Source organism: uncultured Helicobacter sp., assembly GCF_947367035.1.
Classification (GTDB): domain Bacteria; phylum Campylobacterota; class Campylobacteria; order Campylobacterales; family Helicobacteraceae; genus Helicobacter_D.
The window spans coordinates 13,960-27,588 of record NZ_CANBCA010000021.1; the positions used below are offsets into that span (position 1 = coordinate 13,960).

The following is a 13,629-nucleotide window of genomic DNA, read 5'->3' on the forward strand; positions in this document are numbered from 1 at the left end:
TTTAGTGTAAATTAACACACAATTTTATACAATTTGAACTTATTTTTACAAAATTTATTACTCTAAATACTCTCCACTCTAAAATTGTGGAAGCCAAAAACTATTTAAGTTTAAGGAAATCAAATGGGTTTTGCAGATTTTTTTAAAAACTTCAAAAAAGATGATAGAGCTGTGCCACAAGAAGCTCCAAGCCATTGGGTAAAATGTCCAAGTTGCAATGCATTAATGTATTACAAGGAAATTATTGCACAGCTTTACACTTGTCCAAAGTGCAACTTCCATATGCGAATTGGCTTGGAAGACAGAATCGCACTTATGTGTGATGAAGGAAGCTTTATAGAGTTTGATAAAGATTTGGCTCCCAATGACCCATTAGATTTTGTAGATAAAAAAAGCTATAAAAAACGTGTGGAAGAATATACTAAAAAATGCGGTCGCCCAAGCTCCATTGTCAGTGGAGAATGCACTATTAATGGTATTAGTGCGCAAATCATCTTGTTTGATTTCAATTTTATGGGAGGTTCGTTTGCCTCAGTGGAGGGGGAAAAAATTGTTCGTGCAATTAATCGTGCGATACAAAACAAACAAGGAATTGTAGTTGTTAGTGCAAGTGGCGGGGCAAGAATGCAAGAATCCACTTATTCACTTATGCAAATGGCAAAAACCTCTGCCGCACTCAATGCTCTAAGTGAAGCGCATTTACCCTTTATCTCTGTTTTAAGTGATCCCACAATGGGTGGAGTGAGTGCTTCATTTGCCTTTTTGGGTGATTTGATTATGGCAGAACCAGGAGCGATGATTGGATTTGCAGGGGCTAGAGTCATCAAGCAAACGATTGGCACAGACTTACCGCAAGGATTTCAAACTGCCGAATTTCTCCTAGAACACGGATTGATTGATATGATTGTGCAACGCAAAGACATAAAACAAACCATTGCTCAAGCTTTAGAATACCTTAAAATAGAAGTTTAGAAATACTAAAAGAAGTATGATTAAAATTATTGTGTATTATATCGCCAAAAATCATAAAGACTTGAGCGACCAATTGTGCGAAGAATTTATCACTTTATGTAATAAGTTTGGAGCAAAACTTGAATTTATCAATTTGTTTTGCAAATCTATTAACTTAAGTCAAAAACAAAAACCAGCTGAAGCTAAGAAATCTTATACAAAAGAATTTCTTAAAACCTTTAAACCCAACCAATACAGAATTGCCCTAGCCCCTAGTGCCAAAAAATTAGATTCTCTTGAATTTGCAAAAATTCTACATAATCAAGGTAGTCTTACATTTTTTATTGGGGGAGCGTATGGATTAGAAGAAAGCTTTATTGAAAATTGTAATATGCAAATCTCTCTCTCAGCACTTACCTTTAGTCATAAAATCGCAAAAGTTGTATTAAGTGAGCAAATCTATCGTGCGCTTTGCTTAATTCATAATCATCCATATCACAAATGACAGGAGAGGAAAATAATGCGTCAAAGTGAATTAGAGAACTTAAAGTCTATTTTATTGGCTAAAAAAAAGGCAATTTTAGATAATAACTCTATCCACAAACAAACAATGGAGCATATTCAAAATAGCAATATTAATGAAACTGATTTTGCGGCAATGCAAATGAGAAATGTGTTGGATAACTCCATTTATGAAAGACATAATTTAGAACTAGAATACATTGAAAGAGCATTAGAGAAAATTGATGAAGGTATTTATGGAGTTTGTGAAATGTGTGATGAAGCAATTGGAATTCAACGTTTAAAAGCAAAACCACATGCAAAATATTGTATAGTATGCCGACAAATTATTGAAAAAGATTCAAAGGACCAAAAATGAAATTTAAATATTACATTAGTGCATTATTTGTATTTATCGTTCTCTTAGGACTTTATGTTTATAGTCTTAGCGGTGAAAGCTATTCGTTTGCGATTCCCTTGAGCACACAGATTATTACACTTCCTGTGGCAGTATGGTTTATCATACCTGTCATAGTTTTTTTTATTATTGTAGGATTTTTGGATATAGGTGGTTCTTATCGTATGTGGCGCAAACGAACGAAGTATAAACGTGATTATAAACTAATTTTAGAACAAATAGAAAACCAACTTTTAAATAAAGACGTGCCATTAAAACAACCTACGATGAACAGATATAAAAGCCTCTCTATTTTACTTAATAACCTTACTTTAGATATAAAAGACGGAATTGCTCTTAAAAGTGGTGAAGCAAGATTAGATGAACTCATTGAACTTTTAGGTGATTTAAAAAGAGGTGAATATGTGAATCTTAAGAAGTTTAATCCTAGTGAAAAATCTGCCTTTTTGCGTAAAAATATCTTTAATCAAATTCATAGTGATGAAAAATTTGCCACAGAAGTGCTTAAAAAAGCAAGCTATGATGAACAATATAAGCGTGAATCTTTTAAAAAGTTATTAAGTCAAGGGGAGACAAAAACAATTAAGCAATTTATTGGTGAGATAAAGTTTAATAAAGAAATAGCAAATGAAATGCTTGGAATGTGTTATGCCAAAAAAATGGACTTTAGTAATGATGAAATAGCACAGCTTTGTGCGGAAGTAGAATATAGCAAAGAAGATTATTTGCTTTTAGCGCAAAAATTAAAAGAATGCTACGAACCTGCAACTTGGGTTAGTTTATTTGAAAATCTTGCAAACAAAGATGAATTGGCTGAAATGGCATATTTTTATGTGCTTTTAGAATTAGAAATGATTGATGAAGCTAAAGAGCGTCTAAATACATATCCTCAAAATGAGCTTTTAAAAGTGCGTGCATATTTGGATTTGAAAGATTTGGGTAAAAAATATCCATTGGAGTTATTTTTGCTAGATTAAGTCTTTGGGACTTACTAATAAAATTTTTATTATATTACAATGAGGTTTCGCAATTCTTAGCAAAATATTCCTTACTGTCGTTATTGCAACATTGTAAAATGCAATTAAAAAAGAAATAAATATTTGGAATAAATATAAAATCCCACACAGAATTTTTTCACGTCGGATTTTAATGTTTCTAAAAGTTTTAAAACAAACTCCCAATCTCCCGAAAGGAAAACAATTCATAAGTTTTTTGTGTTGCGATTCTACCTCTTGCCGTGCGTTCTAAATATCCATTAATCAATAAATAAGGCTCAATTACATCTTCAATCGTCCCTTCATCTTCGCTCATCGCTGCTGCAAGAGTGCCAAGCCCAATAGGTCGTCCACGATTCTCACAAATAATTTTTAAAAAACGCAAATCCAATTCATCAAATCCATATTCATTTACACCAAGTTCATTCAATGCGTACTCGGTGCGCTTTTTGTTAATAACTGCTTCTTCAGCAACTTCAGCAAAATCTCTTACGCGCTTTAGTAATCTCAGGGCGATTCTTGGTGTGCCTCTTGAACGTTTGGCTATCTCTAACGCACCTTCATTTGAACACTCTTTTTGCAATTTTGCTGAAGCAATTTTGACAATACGCGCGAGCTCCTCTTGTTCATAAAATTGCATACGAAACTGCATTCCAAACCTATCACGTAAAGGATTACTAATCATTCCTGCACGTGTCGTTGCACCAATAAGTGTAAAATGGGGTAAATCAATCTTTACGGTCTGCGCAGCAGGTCCGCTACCAATGATAATATCTAGCCTAAAGTCTTCCATTGCTGGATATAAAATCTCCTCAATCGCGGGGCTTAAACGATGAATTTCATCAATAAACAGAATCTCTCCCTCACTTAAATTTGTCAAAATTGCTGCTAAATCCCCTGCTTTTTCAATCATAGGGGCAGCGGTTACTTTAATAGAAGTTTGCATTTGATTGCTAATAATATGTGCTAAAGTTGTTTTACCAAGACCCGGCGGACCAAAAAGCAAAAGATGGTCTAAGACATCTCCACGCTTCTTTGCAGCCGTAATAAAAACCTGTAAGTTCTTCTTCAGTTTCTCCTGTCCGATATAATCATCCCAACAATTTGGACGAAGCCTAATATCCTCTTCTTTTTCTAAGGTTAATTTTTCAATCTCTACAATGCGTTCCAAATTTCCCCCTAATAACTTTCCCTCTCACTTGGAAAACTGCCATTTTTAACATCTTCAACATATTGACGCACACTTTGACGCAACAATTCTGCACCTTTTAAATATTGCCGCACAAATTTAGGTCTAAATTCCTCAAAAAAACCAAAAGCATCACTCCATACTAATACCTGCCCATCTACATTCACTCCACTTCCAATACCAATGACTGGAATCTTAACGCTCTGTGTGATTTGTTGTGCTGCCTCCGCTTTTACTCCCTCTAGTAAAATACTAAATGCACCCTTTTGCTCAATCTCTTGTGCAAGTTTTATTAGTGATTCCACACTTTCTTGCGTTTTTCCTTTTACCTTGTATCCACCATCACTGCGAATAAACTGCGGTTTTAATCCAATGTGTACCATTACAGCAATTCCGTTTTTAACTAACATTTCAATACTTTTTAAACCCTCAAATCCTATTTCCAATTTCACTGCTTGCGCTTTGGTTTCCTTATAAATACGAATTGCGGATTTTAAAGCAAGTTTAGGTATTGTCGTGCTACCAAAAGGCATATCACAAATGACTAAGCTTTTTTTCACTCCATTACACACCGCTTGAGTGTGATAGATCATCTTATCCAAACTGCTACTTAATGTATCTAAATCACCAAAAAAACTCATTTGCAAACTATCTCCCACCAAAATCATATCCACTTCACCATCAAAGATTTTTGCCATTAAGGCATCATATGCTGTTAGCATAGTGATTTTTTCTATATCCTTTTTCTTTAAAATCTGTGCGGTAGTGATAGATTTTGTTATATTTTGCATACTCATTTTTATCCTTTTATGCAATGAAATCACAAGATTCAAAAAAAGATTTTACAATAAAATAAGAATTTTTACCCTAAATATTATATTAAACTAGCATTGGATAATTCATCTCTAAATGCAAAATTACATTCCATATTGCAGTGGTTAATAAAAATTTTATAGAATCTAAGATAGAATCTTATTCTTGGGGCTGACTTGAATTTCGACGAGAGTTAGATAGCTCTAGTGGCATACCAACCTGTGCTAAGTTGTAAATCTAGCACATAAATATAAACGCAAACAACGCAAATTACGCTCCTGCTTACGCTAAAATTGCGTAAGTTTATCAACTTTTGGAGCTGTTTTTGAATAAGGATTCTAGCGACTTCTCAAAAACATCATTTTAGCTAGATGCACTTTGTATGACCGCATATAAAGTTAAGATTAGGTTGCCTTGAGATATTATTTTTTGGAATTTTGATATTTCAAGAAAGATTAAAAATCCAAGAAAGTATGTATATCTACTATTGTTGGTTTGATTTTCGGACTGGGGTTTGATTCCCCACAGCTCCACCAACAACTATCAATTTAACTTTGTCTTTTTACACCATTTTTGATAACTTTTAGATACTTTATAAAGTTTAATCCCAATAATTTCTGGAATCTTATAGGTATGATATTGCAAAATAAGCTTACGCAAATCCTTAAAATCTTGCTTAAATACTTTAAAGCTTAATAAAATCTCATTTTCATTACAAACTTCTAATAAGCTTGGATTCTGCGCATTATGCCAAACATAATGACTTTGAATATTTATTTGCTGGACACAAGCACTTAGTGTGGATTCTAAAGCAATTCCGATTAAAATTGTAGCATTTGCTCGCGTGGTTGTCGTTTGAAGTAACATCAGTCTATTTCTATTACTCATCCTTGACACCCATTCTCTTCTTCTTTTCTTCTGCTGATTTTTTCTTTTCATCACGGCGCATTCTTTCTAGATTCATTTGACGCTCTTTTGAGCGTTTAAATTTTTCCAAATATTCTTCGCGTTCTTTTGGGCTTTGATATGCAATAGGACGAATAAAAAAAATAATAAGCATTAACACAAAAAAGAAAATAGAAATTTCTTGATTGGAGGAAAGTTTATACCAAATCATTGCAATTATAAGTGAAACAATGACCTTTAACGCTATAATCACTCTTATCCTTAAAGCATTTTTGGAGAAATAATATGCTCTCCAAAATGCAAAATGCTACTTGTTGTTTCGTCAAAAAGAGCTAAAATCACTTGAGGAATAAATAATAATGGAATCTCTAAATCATCACGACCTTTTGTGTTTCTTAGCTTTTCTGCACATCTATCCATTAATTCAAAATTACCAATATTTGGCGTTAAAATAAAATCTACTCCGCCATCTACCATTTCATAATAATCTGTTGCTCCCATTGAATAAGCTAATGGTGGATTGGTTTGCAACAAATACGCATAACTTTCTTTGAAAAATGGTAAAATCTTCAATCCTGTTCTCTCTTCTAAAGTAGAAATCATTTGAGATTCTACGACGATTTTTTCAAGCTCTCTATCTACGAAGAAAGCGCATTTAAATCCTTCCCAGCGCCGTTTAAAATTATAAGTCTTTAACGCATTGAGGATAACTTCTGGTGCAAAAATAAAACTATTTTCTAAGCTTAGAATATCAATTTCTGTTTCACATTCTTTTAAAAGCACTTCTCTTAATTCTGTTTCTTCATAAAAATTTGCGAAAAATCTCATAATTTCTAACAAACTTTGAGAATCACATACAAGGATTTTATGGTTTTCCTCTTGTGCTTTTAAAAATAAAAGGAATAGCTTTTTATAATATTCTACCCTATTTATAAAGGGTAAAAATTTTCCCTCCAATGTAATATTTTGAGATTTTTCAAAAGGAATTTGCAATTTTTCCAAAAGCGTTTTAATATTTTGCATTAAAATATTAGCAGATTTTGGATAGAAATTATTATGCAGTAAAACAAAAGATCCCATTTCCTCCCCTTTTTTAAGAATTAACTTTTTTAATGAGTTTTGATTTAAGGGCTTGAACTTGAGAATTTTCACTCATTTCAAAAGCAATCATCTTTAATTCATTGATACATTTATCAAACTTTGCATTTGGCGGAAACAAGTAAGTTTGTAAATTTTGCGCGTTAAAGATTCCATTTTCTAGCTTACAAATAGTCTCTAATATCTTTGGTGTTTTATGCTTCGCATACAAAGAAGCAACCAAAATAAAATAGGCTTCACCCAAATATTCTGAATTTTCGACACTTAAAGGAGTTGCATAAGCAAAAGGCAAAAAAGAAAGCAAAAAAACATTTTTGATATCCTGTGTTTCTATATCTAAGGCTTCTAACCCCCTAAACTCCATATCTTTTAACACACTTTGCACTTCATCTTGTGCTAATTCATCAAGCCCAACTTGTTTTAATGATTCTAGTTTTTGTAAAAATGGCTCTACATTAATCATTAAATCCTTTATTGCCAAATGCGGATTTAGTGGTTCTATTTTCCACTCTAACCCAAAATTTTTGATTAAATCTTCAATTTTTAAACCAAAGTCAAACACTACCACACCATTAATTTTAAATCCATATGCGTTATAACCATATTCCAATACATTTTTTTGAACAATTTTTAATAAATCCAACAATGATTTTTGCGAATCAATTTTTACAAGCAGTTTTGCAAAATAAGGCAAATAATCTGTTTTAATATCAAATCGGAATAATTCTAACTTAATCTTTTTCTCCATTTTCTCTCCATTGCCAAAACACTAAATTTTGAAGTATAGCAAATTATTTTTTAAACCTTTTGTTTTTTGGATTGCTTAAAAGGGCTTTCATTGAACTATTAATCCCCTCTTCTTCATCTTTTTTGGTTGGTTCTGTATTTATAAAAGCATTATAAAGATTTATATATACGCAAAAATCTGCACGTAAATCCTCATCATTTGGTAATAAAATTTGAACAATAGAATCCAATGGTGCTGTTACAAAACTGCCCAAATTCTCTTCTCCAAACCCTGCTTCAAAATATAGATTTTTAGAATCTAGTTCCAAACTCTCAAAAGTATAACCTGCAAGAATAAACAAGGTTAACTCACTAAAAGACCCTCTAATGGAATCTGGCAATTCAGGCTCAAACTTCACGCAACGCACATTACAAACAATGGAAAAATTAATTTTTCTGTGAATGAAATGCTCTAGAATTGTATAACAATGCCCTTTTAATATCTCTCTAAACTTTTTATCTTTCAGCAAAACTTCCATATTCTCTCCTTATAAAATCTCCTTTAAACCTTCAAGCAGCAACCTCACCTCACTCATACCAATCTGCCAAAAATCCTCACTTTCAATATCCAAACCAAAAATCCCCACTAATTCCTTAGGTGATTTACTCCCACCAAGGCTTAAAAATTCCTCATATTTGGTAACAAAATCTAAAGGGTTTGAGCGATAAACTCCAAAAAGCGCAAAAACTAAAAGTTGTCCATAACTATACGCATAGCAATAAAAAGGAGTATGAATAAAATGGGGAATATAAGACCACCAAAGACGATAATTTGGTGTTAAAATCACGCTTTTACCAAACATTTTTTGATTTTCTTCTTGCCAAAGATTGTTAAACTCCTCACTGCTTAATTCACCCTCTTTTAAATGCACCAAACGTTCAAAGTTCGTAAAAACATTTTGCCGGAAAAGTGTAGCAAATACATCTTCTAACTTGCTCGCATAAAGCTCAATTTTCTGTTCCCTACTTAGATTTTTTTTCATCTTTTCAAACAATAACATTTCCGCGAATACAGAAGCTGTTTCTGCTGTAGTCAAAGGAGTATCCGCGTTTAAATACCCCACTTTATAAGATAAAGTCTGATGAATGGTATGCCCTAACTCATGTGCCATTGTAAAAGCGTCCCTTCTGCGGTTTGTATGATTGAGCATCAAATAAGGATGTGCGCTTGGCACTGCACTATGGCTAAATGCCCCTCCCCTTTTGTATTCACGTGGGTGAGAATCTACCCAACCCTCTTCAAATGCACATTTAGCGATTCCATAAAATTTTGGACAAAACTCCTCAAAAGTTTCTAATACAATGGCTTTAGAATCCTGATAGGTAAATTCTGCTTCTTCTGTACAACACAGCGGTGCGTAACGGTCATAATCATAAAGAGTATCTAAACCCAAAATCTTAGCTTTTAATAGATAATATTCCTCCACAATTCCAACATTGTCGTTAATGGTTTTTACCATAGAATCTACGCTTTTTTGTGTGGTTTGATTGTCTAAATGGCGTGATTCTTCTAAGCTTTCATATTTTCTTAGTTCTGTAGTAATTTTCAAATCTTTACGCACAACATTATAAATATAGGTCAGTAAATCAAGATTCTGTTTTAATCCAACACTTAAGGACTCTTGTGCCATTTTACGAACCTCCCTTTCCTTATCATACAGGAGACTTAAGACTTCCTCCTCCCCTACTTGCTTTTGTGTGCCATTAAGAGAAATTGTAAAACGCAAATGGCTCAAATGCTCATCAAAAAGTCGCTTGAAGCTATCCACACTCACGGGCTGTGTTTTTAACAAAATTTTTTCTTCTTTTAAGCTTAATTGATGTTTAGAATTCTTACTTAAAAGATCTAAATAATATTTGTATTCTTGAGCATTTTGGATAAATTCTTGTTGTTTTTGTGAAGAAAGCGCGTTAAATTCTAAATCAAAAAACAAAAGTGATTCTTGCGCTCTATTCACTTGCATTTCACAATCTGCATAAAACGCACCCTCTTTAGTGTTTGAAGCAAAACATAAAAACGCATAAGTCATAATAGCAGAAAGTTCCTCGCAAATTTTTTCATAATTTTTAAGACTTTGATAAAACTTATCAGGTGTTAAATTTACAAGATTATTTTTATAAGTTTGTTCAAATGCTCTTGCTCTCTCTATGCTCTCTTTCATTGTGTTTTGCAGGGATTTTTTATTTTTAAATAGTGCTGTGAGATTCCATAAATCTTGTGTATTTGACATAAAATTCCTTTATTTTAAAAACTGAAATTTTACCTTAAATACACTGAAATTTGCAAAGTTTATTTACTTAAATATAAAAGGGTTTTTTCTTTAAATTAATTGTTGTTCTATAAAAGACTTTTTTGGCTTTACAAGGGGATTTTTGAAGCAATGGAACCCGGAAGGGATCCAAAGGATAAGAAAAGATGAAATTACATCATTCCACCCATACCTCCCATTCCACCCATACCACTCATATCTGGCATTGCGGGTTTATCTTCTTTGATTTCGTGAACGGTCGCTTCTGTGGTAAGCAATAAACTAGAAACGGACACAGCGTTTTGAAGAGCGATTCTAGCAACCTTTAATGGGTCGATGATTCCTGCTTCAAACATATCTACATAAGTGCCATTAGAAGCATCAAATCCGTGATTTACATTAGAATCTTTTTCTACATTATTTACCACCACACCATCATCAAATCCTGCATTTGTTGCGATTTGTTTAATAGGTGAAGAAATTGCACGTTTAATGATTTCATAGCCAATTTTTTCATCACCCTCAAGCTTCAGGCTAACTTTTGCTGCTGCACGCACAAGTGCCGCACCTCCGCCAATAATAATTCCCTCTTCAACAGCCGCTTTAGTTGCGCTAAGCGCATCATCTACGCGGTCTTTTTTCTCTTTCATTTCTACTTCACTTGCTGCACCAACTTTAATAACAGCAACACCGCCACTAAGCTTTGCTAATCTTTCTTGCAATTTTTCTTTATCATAATCACTTGTAGTGCTTTGGATTTGAGTTTTGATTTGCGCAATTCTTGCTTTAACTGCATCTTTTTTACCTGCTCCATCTACAATTGTTGTATTATCTTTATCAATCACAATTCTAGCCGCTTGTCCTAAATCCGCAATAGTCGCAGCTTCAAGTGTTTTACCCAACTCTTCGCTGATGACTTCGCCACCAGTTAAAGTTGCAATATCTTTCAACATTTCTTTTCTTCTATCACCAAATCCGGGAGCTTTCACTGCAGCAACATTTAAGACACCACGCAATTTATTTACTACCAAAGTCGTTAAAGCTTCTCCTTCAATATCTTCTGCAATAATAAGCAATGGCTTACCACTCTTCATTGTAGATTCTAAAAGTGGCAAGATATCTTTCATAGAAGTGATTTTTTTATCTGTTAATAAAATATAAGGTTGTTCTAATTCTGCTTCCATTTTGTCGCTATTAGTTACAAAATATGGACTCAGATACCCTCTATCAAATTGCATTCCCTCAACGACGCTTAGTTCATCATTGATTCCTTTTGCTTCTTCAACAGTGATGACACCGTCTTTGCCAACCTTTTCCATCGCTTCTGCAATTAATTCTCCGACTTTAGAATCAGAATTTGCAGAAATTGTTGCCACTTGTGCAATTTCTTTTTTCCCTGCAACGGGTTTAGAAATTTTCTTTAACTCTTTTGTAATAGCTTCTGCTGCTTTATCCATTCCACGTTTAACTTGCACAGGATTTGCGCCTGCAGTAATATTTCTTAAGCCTTCTTTAAAGATACTATAAGCAAGAACAGTCGCTGTTGTCGTGCCATCTCCCGCTGCATCAGCAGTTTTACTTGCAACTTCTTTCACAAGTTGTGCACCCATATTTGCAATAGGGTCTGCAAGCTCAATTTCTTTTGCCACTGAAACACCATCTTTTGTAATGCTCGGCGCACCAAAGCTTTTTTGAATTAAAACATTGCGTCCTCTTGGACCCATAGTTACCTTTACAGCATCATTAAGTTGCTTTACACCTTCATATAGTCTATTTCTTGCATTATCTGAAAAGTTAATTTCTTTGCTTGCCATTTTGTCTCCTTATAATTTTTATTTTTAAGCTCGGACGCCTAAAACATCCTCAAGTTTTAAAATCAAATATTCTTTTCCCTCTAATTTCACTTCAGTGCCAGAATATTTCCCAAAAACAATTGTATCTCCTACTTTAACCTCTTTTACTTCCTTGCCAATAGCTTTGACAATTCCTTCAAGTGGTTTTTCTTTTGCATTATCAGGGATAATGATTCCTGAAGCAGTTTTTGTGTCTTCTTCTAGTCTTTCTGCTAGAACTCTTTCTCCAAGTGGTTTAAACTTCATAAGGATTACCTCCAAAAAATTAATATATTTTAAACGAGCGAAATTATAATGCAAAAAGTTCATCTTGTCAATACATTTAGTAAAAAAATTCATTAAATCTTAGTCTATTTGGCTAAATATTAATTAGTCATAAATACTAAATAATTGATAAATTTAATCAACAATAAGCTTAAATCAACTGATTTAAATCTATTTACGAAAAGTTAATCAAAATCTAATTTTTATAAAATTTTTAACAAATTAAGATTATTATTGTGTTTCAATCTATAAATTTCAAAGAAGGACTACTATGCAGGCACATTATGCAAGCAGGGTTACTGCTCTATCTGAATCCATAACTATTGCAATTAGCACTCTCGCGAGAGAATTAAAATCCCAAGGAAAGGATATTCTTTCTTTTTCTGCAGGTGAGCCAGATTTTGATACACCTCAAGTTGTCAAAGACGCAGCAATTCAAGCTATTAATGAAGGTTTTACAAAATATACTGCGGTCGCTGGAATCCCAGAATTATTGAGTGCAATCAGTGCAAAACTTAAACGAGATAATAACCTGGAATACTCTACAAAAGAAATTATTGTTAATAGTGGAGCTAAACATTCACTCTTTAATGTATTTCAAGCCTTAATTGACAAAGATGATGAGGTAATTATCCCTTCTCCTTATTGGGTAACTTATCCTGAACTTGTTACTTTTAGTAATGGCAAAAATGTTTTTATTCAAACCACACAAGAAAACAATTTTAAAATTACCAAAGAACAACTCCAATCCGCTATTACACCCAAAACAAAAATGCTAGTCCTTACAACACCTTCCAATCCTACGGGAATGGTTTATTCTAAAACTGAGCTAGAAGAAATTGCTTCTGTTTTAAAAGGCACAAATATTTGGCTACTTAGTGATGAAATTTATGAGAAGTTGGTTTATGATGGCGTTTTTGTTTCACCTGCTAGCATTGGTCAAGATATGCTTGAACGCACGATTACAATTAATGGACTTAGCAAAGCAGTCGCAATGACGGGTTGGCGAATGGGTTATCTAGCAAGTAAGGACCAAAAACTTTGCAAACTGATTAATGGATTTCAAAGTCAATCCCTATCAAATATCAACTCTATCACTCAAAAAGCTGCCATTTTGGGATTAAATGGAAGTGCAGATAAAGAGATTGAAATGATGCGACAAGCTTTTAAGCAACGAAGAGATTTTGCCTGTGAAAAACTTAATGCTATCAGGGGTTTAAGAGTAAGTAAGCCTGATGGGGCTTTTTATCTTTTTGCCAATTGTGCAGAAATTTGCAAAGATTCTATGCAGTTTTGTAAAGATTTATTAGAAAATGCGGGTGTAGCTGTTGTGCCGGGCATTGGATTTGGAATGGATGGTTACTTCAGATTCTCTTTTGCCACAGATTTAAAGAGTATTGAAGTAGGGATTCAAAGAATTAAAGATTACTGCGAAAAGCTATAATTTTGTTTTTATTCTCCCTCTTGTAGAATTTTACTTTATGAGAGATTCCATTATTTGTGAGGTTTTTGCCAGCTTTGTCAAGATTGCTACTTGTGGAATCTATCATCTAGCTTACGCACTTTTTGGATAAAGATAAAGGGAGCAAATAACAGGGAATACCCC

14 protein-coding genes, 1 other RNA gene and 1 pseudogene are annotated in these 13,629 nt (G+C 33.4%); 6 read left to right on the top strand and 10 right to left on the bottom strand.

What is annotated here, in order from left to right; genetic code table 11:
- The first annotated feature begins 123 nt into the window (after positions 1-123).
- From accD to Q0Y61_RS07250, 4 genes are read left to right on the top strand one after another with little or no spacing between them, the layout of a single operon-like run.
- The gene (gene accD / locus Q0Y61_RS07235) at positions 124-972 is read left to right on the top strand and encodes an acetyl-CoA carboxylase, carboxyltransferase subunit beta (protein WP_297813649.1); all 849 of its coding nucleotides are present in this window, start codon (positions 124-126) and stop codon (positions 970-972) included.
- A gap of 16 nt (positions 973-988) precedes the next feature.
- Positions 989-1,456, top strand: a complete 468-nt coding sequence (locus tag Q0Y61_RS07240; RefSeq protein WP_297813652.1) for a 23S rRNA (pseudouridine(1915)-N(3))-methyltransferase RlmH — start codon at positions 989-991, stop codon at positions 1,454-1,456.
- Between the two features lie 15 nt (positions 1,457-1,471).
- Positions 1,472-1,831 (top strand): RNA polymerase-binding protein DksA, encoded by a 360-nt coding sequence (gene dksA / locus Q0Y61_RS07245; protein WP_297813655.1) that lies wholly within the window; start codon positions 1,472-1,474, stop codon positions 1,829-1,831.
- Complete coding sequence (locus Q0Y61_RS07250; RefSeq protein ID WP_297813658.1) at positions 1,828-2,847, top strand: hypothetical protein; 1,020 nt, start codon at positions 1,828-1,830, stop codon at positions 2,845-2,847. Before dksA ends, Q0Y61_RS07250 begins: the two co-directional genes overlap by 4 nt.
- A gap of 187 nt (positions 2,848-3,034) precedes the next feature.
- Here Q0Y61_RS07250 and ruvB read toward each other — a convergent pair whose 3' ends face one another.
- Both ruvB and panB read right to left on the bottom strand, forming a co-directional pair.
- Complete coding sequence (gene ruvB, locus Q0Y61_RS07255) at positions 3,035-4,036, bottom strand: Holliday junction branch migration DNA helicase RuvB (RefSeq protein ID WP_297813660.1); 1,002 nt, start codon at positions 4,034-4,036, stop codon at positions 3,035-3,037.
- An 8-nt stretch (positions 4,037-4,044) separates the two neighbouring features.
- Complete coding sequence (gene panB, locus Q0Y61_RS07260; RefSeq protein ID WP_297813664.1) at positions 4,045-4,851, bottom strand: 3-methyl-2-oxobutanoate hydroxymethyltransferase; 807 nt, start codon at positions 4,849-4,851, stop codon at positions 4,045-4,047.
- Between the two features lie 183 nt (positions 4,852-5,034).
- On the opposite strand from panB, the gene ssrA reads away from it, so the two are divergent.
- Positions 5,035-5,403, top strand: a transfer-messenger RNA (tmRNA) gene (gene ssrA / locus Q0Y61_RS07265).
- 7 nt (positions 5,404-5,410) lie between these two features.
- Here the strand turns inward: ssrA and cutA are convergent.
- The 8 genes and pseudogenes from cutA to groES all read right to left on the bottom strand — a co-directional run.
- Entirely contained in the window at positions 5,411-5,755 is a 345-nt protein-coding gene (gene cutA / locus Q0Y61_RS07270; protein WP_297813667.1) for a divalent cation tolerance protein CutA, read from the bottom strand.
- Positions 5,748-6,026: a hypothetical protein gene (locus Q0Y61_RS07275; RefSeq protein ID WP_297813670.1), complete on the bottom strand. Its 279-nt coding sequence runs from the start codon at positions 6,024-6,026 to the stop codon at positions 5,748-5,750. Before Q0Y61_RS07275 ends, cutA begins: the two co-directional genes overlap by 8 nt.
- Before the next feature lie 8 nt (positions 6,027-6,034).
- A complete protein-coding gene (locus Q0Y61_RS07280; RefSeq protein ID WP_297813673.1) occupies positions 6,035-6,853 on the bottom strand; it encodes a hypothetical protein in 819 nt (272 codons plus the stop codon).
- A gap of 13 nt (positions 6,854-6,866) precedes the next feature.
- Positions 6,867-7,619 carry a DUF5644 domain-containing protein gene (locus Q0Y61_RS07285; RefSeq protein ID WP_297813675.1) on the bottom strand — a complete coding sequence of 251 codons (753 nt, stop codon included), beginning with the start codon at positions 7,617-7,619 and terminating at the stop codon, positions 6,867-6,869.
- Between the two features lie 43 nt (positions 7,620-7,662).
- Complete coding sequence (locus Q0Y61_RS07290) at positions 7,663-8,136, bottom strand: hypothetical protein (RefSeq protein WP_297813678.1); 474 nt, start codon at positions 8,134-8,136, stop codon at positions 7,663-7,665.
- A gap of 9 nt (positions 8,137-8,145) precedes the next feature.
- Entirely contained in the window at positions 8,146-9,888 is a 1,743-nt protein-coding gene (locus tag Q0Y61_RS07295; RefSeq protein WP_297813682.1) for a M3 family oligoendopeptidase, read from the bottom strand.
- Between the two features lie 191 nt (positions 9,889-10,079).
- Positions 10,080-11,720 (bottom strand): chaperonin GroEL, encoded by a 1,641-nt coding sequence (groL, locus tag Q0Y61_RS07300; RefSeq protein WP_297813685.1) that lies wholly within the window; start codon positions 11,718-11,720, stop codon positions 10,080-10,082.
- 33 nt (positions 11,721-11,753) lie between these two features.
- Positions 11,754-12,005: pseudogene (groES, locus tag Q0Y61_RS07305) on the bottom strand (co-chaperone GroES); the annotation flags it as partial.
- Between the two features lie 289 nt (positions 12,006-12,294).
- Here groES and Q0Y61_RS07310 point away from each other — a divergent pair.
- The gene (locus Q0Y61_RS07310; RefSeq protein ID WP_297813687.1) at positions 12,295-13,467 is read left to right on the top strand and encodes a pyridoxal phosphate-dependent aminotransferase; all 1,173 of its coding nucleotides are present in this window, start codon (positions 12,295-12,297) and stop codon (positions 13,465-13,467) included.
- Positions 13,468-13,629: the final 162 nt, after the last annotated feature.

What these genes read in the sequence shown, in the direction of transcription:
- Q0Y61_RS07310 (WP_297813687.1), top strand. Translation starts at nt 12,295, where the DNA reads ATGCAGGCACATTATGCAAGCAGGGTTACTGCTCTATCTGAATCCATA.
- Q0Y61_RS07280 (WP_297813673.1), bottom strand. Translation starts at nt 6,853, where the DNA reads ATGGGATCTTTTGTTTTACTGCATAATAATTTCTATCCAAAATCTGCT.
- Q0Y61_RS07250 (WP_297813658.1), top strand. Translation starts at nt 1,828, where the DNA reads ATGAAATTTAAATATTACATTAGTGCATTATTTGTATTTATCGTTCTC.
- Q0Y61_RS07240 (WP_297813652.1), top strand. Translation starts at nt 989, where the DNA reads ATGATTAAAATTATTGTGTATTATATCGCCAAAAATCATAAAGACTTG.
- Q0Y61_RS07295 (WP_297813682.1), bottom strand. Translation starts at nt 9,888, where the DNA reads ATGTCAAATACACAAGATTTATGGAATCTCACAGCACTATTTAAAAAT.
- accD (WP_297813649.1), top strand. Translation starts at nt 124, where the DNA reads ATGGGTTTTGCAGATTTTTTTAAAAACTTCAAAAAAGATGATAGAGCT.
- Q0Y61_RS07290 (WP_297813678.1), bottom strand. Translation starts at nt 8,136, where the DNA reads ATGGAAGTTTTGCTGAAAGATAAAAAGTTTAGAGAGATATTAAAAGGG.
- panB (WP_297813664.1), bottom strand. Translation starts at nt 4,851, where the DNA reads ATGAGTATGCAAAATATAACAAAATCTATCACTACCGCACAGATTTTA.
- dksA (WP_297813655.1), top strand. Translation starts at nt 1,472, where the DNA reads ATGCGTCAAAGTGAATTAGAGAACTTAAAGTCTATTTTATTGGCTAAA.
- cutA (WP_297813667.1), bottom strand. Translation starts at nt 5,755, where the DNA reads ATGAGTAATAGAAATAGACTGATGTTACTTCAAACGACAACCACGCGA.
- Q0Y61_RS07285 (WP_297813675.1), bottom strand. Translation starts at nt 7,619, where the DNA reads ATGGAGAAAAAGATTAAGTTAGAATTATTCCGATTTGATATTAAAACA.
- groL (WP_297813685.1), bottom strand. Translation starts at nt 11,720, where the DNA reads ATGGCAAGCAAAGAAATTAACTTTTCAGATAATGCAAGAAATAGACTA.